Origin of the sequence: Corallococcus sp. CA049B, assembly GCF_003611685.1 — a bacterium.
In the GTDB taxonomy this organism is placed as follows: domain Bacteria; phylum Myxococcota; class Myxococcia; order Myxococcales; family Myxococcaceae; genus Corallococcus; species Corallococcus coralloides.
In genome coordinates, this window is the sequence record NZ_RAWC01000326.1 from 1 (window position 1) to 7,349 (window position 7,349).

Consider the following 7,349-nt stretch of genomic DNA (forward strand, 5'->3'; position numbering starts at 1 on the left):
GGACGAGCGTGTCGCACGACGTCCCCTCGCCATGTCCCCGCCCGCACGCTGTGCACGTGCGTTCGTTCCTCGCGACTTCGGCCATACCGCGCCCCCCTGGCCAATTCCCTGCCCAATCTGCACATCCCGGAAGCCCGGCATCCACTGCCGCCAAGGGTGGGTGTCGCAAAGTGAGGAGGGCACCCCGCCCGTGGGCCGGGGTGACGGTTGGGCGGAGGACTGCGGCGTGTCAGGAAGGTGTCACGCGGATAGGATGCGCGCATGTCCCGCTCGGCCCGACGCATCCCCACCGTGAACCTGTCCCACTACCGCTCCGGCACTCCCGAGGAGCGGGCCCGCTTCGTCCAGGTGTTTGGCGACGCGCTCAAGGAGTTCGGCTTCGTGACCGTGGAGGGCCACGGCGTCGAGGACGCGCTCATCCGCCGCACGTACGCGGACGTGGAGCGCTTCTTCCAGCTGCCGGAGTCCACCAAGACGCGCTACGCGGTGCCGGAGCGTCCGGGGCAGCGGGGCTTCATGGCGTTCGGCCAGGAGCACGCGAAGAACCGCAAGGTGGGGGACCTGAAGGAGTTCTGGCACGTGGGCCGCGAGCTGCCCGTGGACCACCCGTACCGCGACGACTACGGTGCCAACGTCTGGCCGGAGGAGGTGCCCACCTTCCGTGAGCACACGCTGACGCTCTACCGGGAGCTGGACGACGCGGCGACGGTGATGCTCCAGGCGCTGGCGGACTACCTGGGCATCGCGCGCAATACGTTCAGCGACATGACGGTGGACGGCAACTCCGTGCTGCGGCTCATCCACTACCCGCCGCTGAAGGACCGCTTCATCCCGGGCGCGGTGCGCGCCGCGGAGCACGAGGACATCAACTTCATCACGCTGTTGTGCGAAGGCACGGCCGGCGGCCTGGAGCTGCTCACGCGCGACGGCGAGTGGATCCCCGTGGACACGCTGCGCGGGCAGATCGTCGTGGACTCGGGCGACATGCTCAGCCGGGTGATGAACGGCGTCATCCCGTCCACGACGCACCGGGTGGTGAACCCGCCCAGCACGGAGCAGGACACCGTGCGCTACTCGATGCCCTTCTTCGTGCATCCGTTCTCCGACTGCATCCTGAAGCCACTGCCGCAGACGGAGACGCCGGACAACCCCGCGCGCCACCCGCCCATCACCGCGGACGCGTTCCTCAAGCAGCGCCTGCGCGAGCTGGGCTTCCTCAAGTAGCCCCCGCGCGGGCGAGCAGCTCCTCCAGGTGCACGCGGAAGTGGCGAGTCCCTTCCGCGCCATGGAGCCAGGGTCCCCGTCCCTTGAGCCACGAGGGCTGCCACGCCCGGCCCGTCTCGTCCGTGAGGACGACACGGGCCACGGGGCCCAGGCGCTGGTGGCCCCGGTAGTCCAGCCGGTAGAGCTGGAGCAGCGGCTTGTCGTCGTAATTCCCGCCGAACAGCACGTGGGTGTCGTTGACGGCGATGGCGCGCGCGCCATGCACCGGGGAGGACCAGACCGTGGAGGGCTGTCCGGGCCTCATGCGCACGAGCGGGAAGTCCGAGTAGCTGTAGAACCAGGTCTCCCGCTCCGAAGCGACGTTGAGCGCGTAGCAGTCCAGGATGTACTGCCCCAGGCCAAGCGCCATCGACACACCGCTCTCCTGCCCCTGCCCCAGCGCATCGAAGCGCTCCAGGCCCTCGGAGCCCAGGGCTCGCCCTGAAGGCCCTGAAGTGTCGCCCCCCTGCCCAGGGCGCCGATCACGCCTTCGTCGAAGTAGCTGGCCCAGACCTGTCCATCGGACGTCGTCTGCACGTCCTCGATGCCGTCTCCCAGGGTCAGCTCCCGCAGCAACGTGCCTTCCGGCGAGTAGACGTGGGCGTTGCGCTCGTATCCCGTCTCCGAGCGGTAACGGCAACGCCCGTTCACGAGCAGCACCTCACCATCGGGAAGCGGCTGGACGAAGTCGAAGTCCGGTGCACCGCGAGGCAGCGTGAACCGCTCCCAGGTGTCCCAGCCGTCCGCGAAGTGGAGGACCTCGTCGCCCTCGCCTCCCGCGTCCGCGAGCCACCACACGGTGTTGTCGGGCGCCACGCCCCGGGCCTTCGCCTTCCGTCCCGCGAGCGCCTCCGCCGCGTCGACGAACGGGTGCACCTCGACGTGGAGTGTCCTCTTCATGCGCATCACGGCCTCCGGGCACGGCCTCGACGGCGGCACTCCCGGAACCTGACGGTCCATCGCCGCGAGGCTCGCGCGGCATGGGGGTGGCTGCCATCCTCGCGGCACCGTGACCACCTCCCTTGACCTGTTCGCCATCCAGCCGCGTGTCACGCTCGACGACTATGCCTCCCAGGAGACGTTCGCCTCGCACCACCGGGCGCTCGCTGCCCGCGTGGACGCGCTGCGCCCCCGGGACGCCTCTGGCCGGCCGTTGAACCCCGCGCTCGTGGTCTGGCCTGAGATGGTGGGCGCGGCGCTGGGACTGATGGGACACCTGTCGCGCGTGCGCCGCCGCAAGACGACGAACGGGGCCATGACGCGCGTGGCGCTCGCGGAGTGGCTGGGCATGTTCCGCACGTGGAGCGCCTTCCATCCACCGACGCTGGAGGAGTGCCTCTACGCCACGGTGGCGCCCCGCGTGCACCGCGCCATGTACGAGACCTTCTCCGGCATCGCGCGCGACTTCGGCCTGTGGGTGGTGGCCGGCAGCGCGCTCCTGCCCACGAACCGCCTGGGCCCGGACACCCCCGAGTACGAGCCCGCGGGCGCGCGAACCTTCAACACGAGCTACACGTTCTCACCGGACGGACACTGCGTGGGCGTCACGCGCAAGGTGAACCTGGTGCCCACGCAGGAGGACGTGCTGCACCTGAGCCCGGGCCGTCCGGAGGACCTGCCCGTGCTGGACACGCCGTTCGGAAAGCTGGGGACGCTCGTCTGCTACGACGGCTTCCGCGAACCCCACACGTCCGGCGAACCCTACTTCGTGCCCTGCGCGCAGTACCTGGACGCGCTGGGCGTGGAGGTGCTCGCGCAGCCGTCCGCCAATGCCTGGAGCTGGGACGCGCCCTGGGCCTTCAACGCGCCCGGCGAGACGCAACTGCGCCGCGAGCAGTGGTTCAACGAGGGCCTCTTCACGCAGCTGCGCACCCTGAAGCGCGTGCGCTACGCGGTGAACCCGCAGCTCACCGGCGGCTTCTTCGACAACACCTTCGAGGCGCCCTCGCTCATCCTGGAGCGCCGGGGGCCGGACGACGTGCACGTGCTCGCCCGGTCCGCGGATCCGCGCGGCGAGGACGTGCTCCACGTCACGGTGTCTCGCTAGCCAGCGGCACGAGCCGCGCGTCGTCCTCCAGGACGAACTCGAGCGTGGGGCCACGCTCCTCCGGCTTCCATCCCAGGTCCCGCGCCATCGCGATGACCCGCGCCACCAGGCCGGGCCCCACGCTGCGCATCACGAGTCCGGACTTGTCGCGGTCGCCCACGTGGAGCCACGGGTCATCGTGGCGGACGCGGACGTGCAGCGCCTGACGGGTGGCCTCCGCCCACACGACCGTGAGCAGCCGCCAGGCCAATCCTTTCGGAGCGTCCCGCTGCCCCTGGAGGCTCCAGCGGTACGAGACGCCATCCACCGTCAGGGGCCGGCCCACGCGAGCGCCCTACTCTCCCAGCTTCTTCTTGAGCAGCTCGTTGACGAGGCCGGGGTTGCCCTTGCCCTTCATGGCCTTCATCACCTGGCCCACGAAGAAGCCGTACACGCTCTTCTTGCCGGCCTTGTACTTCTCCACCTCGCCCGCGTTCTTCGCGAGGATGTCGTCCACCACCGCCTCCACGGCGCCCACGTCGCTGACCTGCGCGAGCCCCTTCTCCGCGATGATGTCCGCGGGCGGGCGGCCCGTGCGGAACATCTCCCCGAGCACGTCCTTCGCCGCGTTCGCGGACACCGTGCCCTTCTCCACCGTGGCCAGCAGCGCACCCAGCTGCGCCGGGGTGAAGCGCAGCGCGGAGATGGGCGTGCCCTCCTCCTTGAGCAGGCGGCTCAGCTCACCCAGGAACCAGTTGGAGAGCTTCTTCGCGTCGGAGACGTGCTTCGCGCAGGCCTCGAAGAAGTCCGCCAGCGGGCGCTCGGCGGTGAGGATGCGCGCGTCGTAGGCCGGCAGGCCGTACTCGCCCATGAAGCGCGTGCGCTTGGCGCGCGGCAGCTCCGGCAGCGACTGCCGCTGCGAGTCCCGCAGCGCGTCCGACACCAGGAGCGGCGGCAGGTCCGGCTCCGGGAAGTAGCGGTAGTCGTGCGCGTCCTCCTTGGAGCGCATGGACCGGGTGATGCCCTTGTTCACGTCCCAGAGGCGCGTCTCCTGGTCCACCTTGCCGCCGGACTCGATGACGTCCACCTGGCGCGCGGCCTCGTACTCGATGGCCTGCTTGAGGAAGCGGAACGAGTTGAGGTTCTTCAACTCGCAGCGCTGCCCGTACGTGGTGGAGCCCTTGGGCATCACCGACACGTTGGCGTCGCAACGGAAGCTGCCCTCCTCCAGGTTGCCGTCGTTGACGCCCAGGTACACCAGCACGTCGCGCAGCACCTTGAGGTACTCCACCGCCTCGTCGGCATCGCGCAGGTCCGGCTCGCTGACAATCTCCATCAGCGGCACGCCCGCGCGGTTCAGGTCCACCAGGCTCTGGCCCGCGGACGCGGAGGCGTCATGCACGCTCTTGCCCGCGTCCTCCTCCAGGTGGATGCGCCGCACGCGCACCGTCTTCTCCCCGGAGGGCGTGTCGATGACCAGCTCGCCCCACTCGCAGATGGGCTGATCATACTGGGTGATTTGATAGCCCTTGGGCAGGTCCGGATAGAAGTAGTTCTTCCGGCTCCACACGCTCGTGGGATTCACCGTGCACCCGAGCGCCAGGCCCGTGCGCACCGCGTACTCCACCACGCGCTGGTTGAGCACCGGCAGCACGCCGGGCATGCCCAGGCACACCGGGCAGGTGTGGTGGTTGGGCTCGGCGCCGAACGCGGTGGAGCAGCCGCAGAAAATCTTGGACTGCGTGAGCAGCTGCGCGTGGACCTCGAGGCCGATGACCGTCTGGAAGTCGCTCAGGGGCATGGCGGTGTCACCCTTGTGTCGCGCCCGCTAGACGGGGGCGGCGCGGCGGAAGAAGTCGTGCTCGCGCTCGAACGCGCGGGCGATGCGGAGCAGGCGGGCCTCGTCGAAGGGGCGCCCCAACAGCTGCATGCCAATGGGCAGCCCGCCTTGCGTGAAGCCGCACGGCACGGACAGGCCGGGCAGGCCCGCCAGGTTGCAGGGCAGCGTGTAGACGTCCATCAGGTACATGGACAGCGGGTCGTCCACCTTCGCGCCCAGCTTGAACGCCGGCACCGGCGACGTGGGCGACACGATGGCGTCCACCTGCTGGAACACCTTCGTGAAGTCCTCGCGGATGAGCGTGCGGACCTTCTGCGCGCGCAGGTAGTACGCGTCGTAGTAGCCGGCGGACAGCGCGTAGGTGCCCAGCATGATGCGGCGCTTCACCTCCGCGCCGAAGCCCTGGCCCCGCGTCTGCGTGTACAGCTCCTTGAGCCCGCGCGCGTCCTTCGCCCGCTGCCCGTAGCGGATGCCGTCGTAGCGGGCCAGGTTGCTGGACGCCTCGGAGGACGCCAGCAGGTAGTACGTCGCCAGCGCGTACTTCGTGTGCGGCAGGGACACGTCCACCAGCGTCGCGCCCAGCTTCTCCAACTCCTCCAGCGACGCGCGCAGCGTGCCCGCCACCTCCGGGTCCATGCCCTCCGCGAAGTACTCGCGAGGCACGCCCAGCTTGAGGCCGCGCACGCCGTCCTCCAGCCCCGTGAGGCAGTCCGGCGTCTCCACGTCCGCGGAGGTGGAGTCGAGCGGATCATGCCGCGCGATGAGCTGGAACAGCGCCGCGGTGTCCCCCACCGTGCGCGCCATGGGGCCCGGCTGATCCAACGACGAGGCGAAGGCGATGACGCCGTAGCGCGACACCCTGCCGTACGTGGGCTTGAGCCCCACGGTGTTGGTGAGCGCCGCGGGCTGGCGGATGGAGCCGCCCGTGTCGGTGCCCAGCGCGCCGAACACCTCGCGCGCCGCCACCGCCGCCGCCGAGCCACCGGACGAGCCGCCCGGCGTGCGCGTCAAATCCCACGGGTTGTGGGTGGGGAAGTACGCGCTCGACTCGTTGGACGAGCCCATGGCGAACTCGTCCATGTTCAGCTTGCCCAACAGCGGCAGGCCCGCCTCCTTCAGCAGGCGCACCACGGTGGCGTCGTAGGGCGGGACGAAGCCCTCCAGGACGCGCGAGGCGCAGGTGGTCTCCACCCCTTGCGTGAGGAAGATGTCCTTGAGGCCCACGGGCACGCCGTCCAGCGCGCTCAGCGGGCTGCCCGCCTTGCGGCGCGCGTCACTGGCCTCGGCGGCCTTCAGCGCCCCGGCCTCGTCCACGCGCAGGAAGGCGCGCACCTTCGGGTCCACCTGGGAAATGCGCTGGAGGCTCGCGCGCGTGGCGTCAACGGAGGACACCTCGCGCGAAGCCAGCTTCGCCGCCAGCTCCAGCATCGACAGGTCGGTCAGCGACGACATGGCGGGCTACTCCAAAATCTTCGGGACCGCGAAGGCACTGCCCACCTTCGCCGGCGCGTTGGCGAGCCCTGCTTCCGGGGGCAGTGACGGACGCAGCACGTCCTCGCGCAAGAGCGAGGACGCGAGCGTCGCGTGGGAGGTGGGCTCCACCTGGCTCACGTCGAGCGCTTCCAGCTCCGCCACCGCGTCCAGGACCGCGGACAGCTGGGTGGCGTAGCGCTCCTCCTCCTGCGGCGTCAGCGACAGCCGCGCCAGGGTGGCCACGTGCCGGACCTGCTCGAGCGTGAGGGCCATGGGAAGCCTCCTCCGGACTTGAGGTGCTACGGGGACGGCGGCGAGCGCTTGAAGAGGTTGAGGATGGAGCCCATCACCCTCTGGCTGCCCTCGTGGCCATGCTGTTTGATGAGCTGCTCCAGCTCGCCCGCGTCCAGCCAGACGCCGTGGCAGTTGAAGCAGCTGTCCAGCTCCACGTTGCCCTGCTTCAGCGTCTGCAGGTCCATGCCGCACTTGGGGCACTTCATGTGGTGCAGCTGCTTGAGCGACTCGCGCTGCTGGGCGGCCATCTCCTGGGACTGCTGGAGGGCCAGCTTGCGCTTGGCTTCAATCTCCTCGCGCGCGAAGTAGTCGTCTTCGTTGTGGGAGGGCTTGTCGGGGCTCAGGTCGGACATGGTCTTGGGTTCTCCTTGGCGGCAGGCACCATACCCTCTCGCCGCGGGGACGCGCCCGAAATGTAGGCCCTGCTTCCGCCTCCTCGGAGCCCCCCTGGAC

General features: G+C 69.9%; 9 protein-coding genes. 3 read left to right on the forward strand and 6 right to left on the reverse strand.

Annotation, left to right across the window (positions count from 1 at the left end; translation table 11 throughout):
- Positions 1 to 261: 261 nt before the first annotated feature.
- Positions 262 to 1,224 (forward strand): isopenicillin N synthase family oxygenase, encoded by a 963-nt coding sequence (locus D7W82_RS37395; RefSeq protein ID WP_120622850.1) that lies wholly within the window; start codon positions 262 to 264, stop codon positions 1,222 to 1,224.
- On the opposite strand, the gene D7W82_RS37400 is transcribed toward D7W82_RS37395, so the two are convergent.
- The gene (locus D7W82_RS37400) at positions 1,217 to 1,639 is read right to left on the reverse strand and encodes a hypothetical protein (protein ID WP_147439746.1); all 423 of its coding nucleotides are present in this window, start codon (positions 1,637 to 1,639) and stop codon (positions 1,217 to 1,219) included. The two genes, D7W82_RS37395 and D7W82_RS37400, sit on opposite strands and share 8 nt — an antisense overlap.
- 339 nt (positions 1,640 to 1,978) lie before the next feature.
- Here D7W82_RS37400 and D7W82_RS40770 point away from each other — a divergent pair, with 339 nt between their 5' ends.
- Entirely contained in the window at positions 1,979 to 2,215 is a 237-nt protein-coding gene (locus D7W82_RS40770; RefSeq protein WP_120622852.1) for a hypothetical protein, read from the forward strand.
- Positions 2,216 to 2,272: 57 nt separating this feature from the next.
- Positions 2,273 to 3,310, forward strand: a complete 1,038-nt coding sequence (locus D7W82_RS37410) for a carbon-nitrogen hydrolase family protein (RefSeq protein WP_120622853.1) — start codon at positions 2,273 to 2,275, stop codon at positions 3,308 to 3,310.
- Here the strand turns inward: D7W82_RS37410 and D7W82_RS37415 are convergent.
- The 5 genes from D7W82_RS37415 to D7W82_RS37435 are packed head-to-tail and all read right to left on the reverse strand — an operon-like array spanning position 3,294 to position 7,249.
- Entirely contained in the window at positions 3,294 to 3,635 is a 342-nt protein-coding gene (locus D7W82_RS37415; protein WP_120622854.1) for a hypothetical protein, read from the reverse strand. The genes D7W82_RS37410 and D7W82_RS37415 overlap by 17 nt on opposite strands.
- Before the next feature lie 9 nt (positions 3,636 to 3,644).
- Positions 3,645 to 5,090 carry an Asp-tRNA(Asn)/Glu-tRNA(Gln) amidotransferase subunit GatB gene (gene gatB / locus D7W82_RS37420; RefSeq protein ID WP_120622855.1) on the reverse strand — a complete coding sequence of 482 codons (1,446 nt, stop codon included), beginning with the start codon at positions 5,088 to 5,090 and terminating at the stop codon, positions 3,645 to 3,647.
- Positions 5,091 to 5,117: 27 nt separating this feature from the next.
- Positions 5,118 to 6,581 (reverse strand): Asp-tRNA(Asn)/Glu-tRNA(Gln) amidotransferase subunit GatA, encoded by a 1,464-nt coding sequence (gene gatA, locus D7W82_RS37425; RefSeq protein ID WP_120622856.1) that lies wholly within the window; start codon positions 6,579 to 6,581, stop codon positions 5,118 to 5,120.
- 6 nt (positions 6,582 to 6,587) lie between these two features.
- A complete protein-coding gene (gene gatC / locus D7W82_RS37430) occupies positions 6,588 to 6,875 on the reverse strand; it encodes an Asp-tRNA(Asn)/Glu-tRNA(Gln) amidotransferase subunit GatC (protein WP_014394213.1) in 288 nt (95 codons plus the stop codon).
- A gap of 26 nt (positions 6,876 to 6,901) precedes the next feature.
- Positions 6,902 to 7,249, reverse strand: coding sequence for a zf-TFIIB domain-containing protein (locus D7W82_RS37435; protein ID WP_120622857.1), 348 nt, complete (start codon positions 7,247 to 7,249; stop codon positions 6,902 to 6,904).
- Between the last annotated feature and the right edge of the window lie 100 nt (positions 7,250 to 7,349).